The sequence below is a fragment of the Candidatus Neomarinimicrobiota bacterium genome (assembly GCA_034716895.1).
Classification (GTDB): domain Bacteria; phylum Fidelibacterota; class UBA8477; order UBA8477; family JABMPR01; genus JABMPR01.
On record JAYEKW010000222.1, the window covers coordinates 1 to 1,738 of the forward strand.

The following is a 1,738-nucleotide window of genomic DNA, read 5'->3' on the forward strand; positions in this document are numbered from 1 at the left end:
GGCGCACACCATTTGTACTTCAGAGGGCGCGCATAGGTTCAAAATATCACCCTACGCTTTACACGCTACGGGAGACAAGTTTTGCTGTTCTGTAAGCTTAAAATTTTATGCCTGCCTGCGCGGAGACAATATATGAAAAAGCAGCGTCCTTTCTGGTTAATTTTGGTTGTCCAACATTAATCAGCCAAAAAGGAGGCGCTGCATTATGAAGTATATAGGAATGGATGCTCACAGTAAAAACAGTTATTTCGTAGTTCTTTCAAGAAACGGTAGGATGTTACACCGTAAGAAAGTCGAGACTCGGGAGGATACGATTCTCGAGTTTGTTAGATCTGTTAAGGGTTCCAAGAAGTTAAGTTATGAAGAAGGAGTAATGTCACAGTGGTTGTACCTCTTACTCAAAGATGAGGTAGATGAACTGATCGTGTGTCAGCCACCTAAAAGTAATGGAGCCAAGAACGATTGGCTTGATGCTAGAGAAATAGCTGATTTGCTAAGAGTCAACAGATTGAAGTCGGTATTCCACTCAGATGATGTCTTGATGAATCTGCGAGTATTAATTTCAGGTTACGATGATTTGCTCCAGGAGATTGTCAGGACCAAGAACCGTTATAGTGCTCTTTATCGCGAAGCAGGCATTTCTATCAAAGATGGAGATATCTACGAGGATCAGGAGTTATTATTGCAGTTGAATCCTGAACAGCGACAGCTGGTAGGCAGCAGCTTGTATGAACAGATTCAGTTACTGGATCTGCATAAGCAAAAATATGTGAAGCAGCTTGTTCAGAACGTTCACAACTATAAGCCGGTGAAATTATTGAAAGGCATCCCCGGGCTTGGAACGATCCGAGCCAATCATGTTGTAGCAGTTATGGTTACCCCTTATCGCTTTGCCAGGAAAGGAAACTTGGTAGCCTATTCCAGACTGACTAAACATGGCCGCATGAGTGATGGCAAGCTCTATGGGAGAAGACGTTCACTGGGACAGCCCATATTGAAGGATGCCTTCAGAGGAGCAGCTCTGAGTTCACTCAATGGTAATAATGCTTTTCGTCGAGAGTATGATACACAGCGCGCCACAGGTAAAAATGATAAAGAAGCCAGAAATAAAATTGCCAAAATGGTAGCTGCCACAGTACTGGGTGTATGGAAGTCTGGTAAACCTTATGACGATAACTATTGGGAGGTGACACGGAAGAGAAATCAAAGTTGCTCTAGACATATGTGAGAATCTTTGAACTGAGAACGACTGGAAGCCAAGAATACCAGTCTGGATGATAGATCCATAGGTTCTAAGAGGAGGAGAGGTTTTTTTCGGTCATGATCCGGGTTGGCACCTGAGATCCCTGCGGAGACTAACCCTCCTCCACATATATCTCAATGTTGTAATGCTCCGGCGCTGATGTGAAAAACATCTGGATTATCTGGATAGCGGATGAGAGCTAAATAGAAGAATGAATGTGTCTCACACAGAGATAACATGACTTGTCAGCAACTGAAGAACTCGAAATGTCATTCAATAAATGACTGGAACTATACAGGCAACCAAAGAAAATGTTGACCAAGGGCCAATCAACAGAAACCTCTCGTTCTTAACAAAGTCTAGAAACGCTCACGGGGACGGGCTAGGGGAAGGACGCACCGTCAAGGAACCATCTAAAATAATGATGGCTAGGAAAACTTTTCCCTTGACTTTCTTTTTCATAGAAGACCGACTTCGGCATAGGCAGGCATAGCC

1 protein-coding gene is annotated in these 1,738 nt (G+C 43.5%); it reads left to right on the top strand.

The window, feature by feature from the left end; genetic code table 11:
* The first annotated feature begins 205 nt into the window (after window positions 1-205).
* Entirely contained in the window at window positions 206-1,228 is a 1,023-nt protein-coding gene (locus U9Q77_12700) for a transposase (GenBank protein ID MEA3288217.1), read from the top strand.
* Window positions 1,229-1,738: the final 510 nt, after the last annotated feature.

What these genes read in the sequence shown, in the direction of transcription:
- U9Q77_12700 (MEA3288217.1), top strand. Translation starts at nt 206, where the DNA reads ATGAAGTATATAGGAATGGATGCTCACAGTAAAAACAGTTATTTCGTA.